The sequence below is a fragment of the Bradyrhizobium sp. USDA3516 genome (assembly GCF_057651995.1).
This window is the reverse complement of the sequence record NZ_JBYGYN010000041.1, coordinates 1-249: the sequence shown is the minus strand read 5'-3', so window position 1 is coordinate 249 and position 249 is coordinate 1. Positions and strand designations below refer to the sequence as shown.

Sequence of the window (249 nt, the reverse complement as noted above, 5' to 3'; positions counted from 1 at the left end):
GGCGATGCGGTCGCCCTCGCCCGCCATCTCGTCGGCCATCGACTTCTTCGGCGCGGCCTTCTCCTTGGGCTTTGCGGCTTCCTTGGCGGCAGGGGCCTCAGCGGCGGGCGCAGGTGCAGCTTCGGCCTTGAGCTCAGCCTTGACAACGGGCGCGGGGACCGGCGCTTCGATCGCGGTCTCGCGGAAGGCGCGCTCGAGCTCGTCGAGCGAAACCTCGCCCGGACGCAGCGGACGCTCCAGGGTCTGATC

1 protein-coding gene is annotated in these 249 nt (G+C 71.1%); it reads right to left on the bottom strand.

Annotated features, from left to right (window positions below):
- Positions 1–249, bottom strand: a 249-nt coding sequence (locus AC24YW_RS36660) for a hypothetical protein (protein ID WP_487487220.1), incomplete at both ends; no start/stop codon positions are given.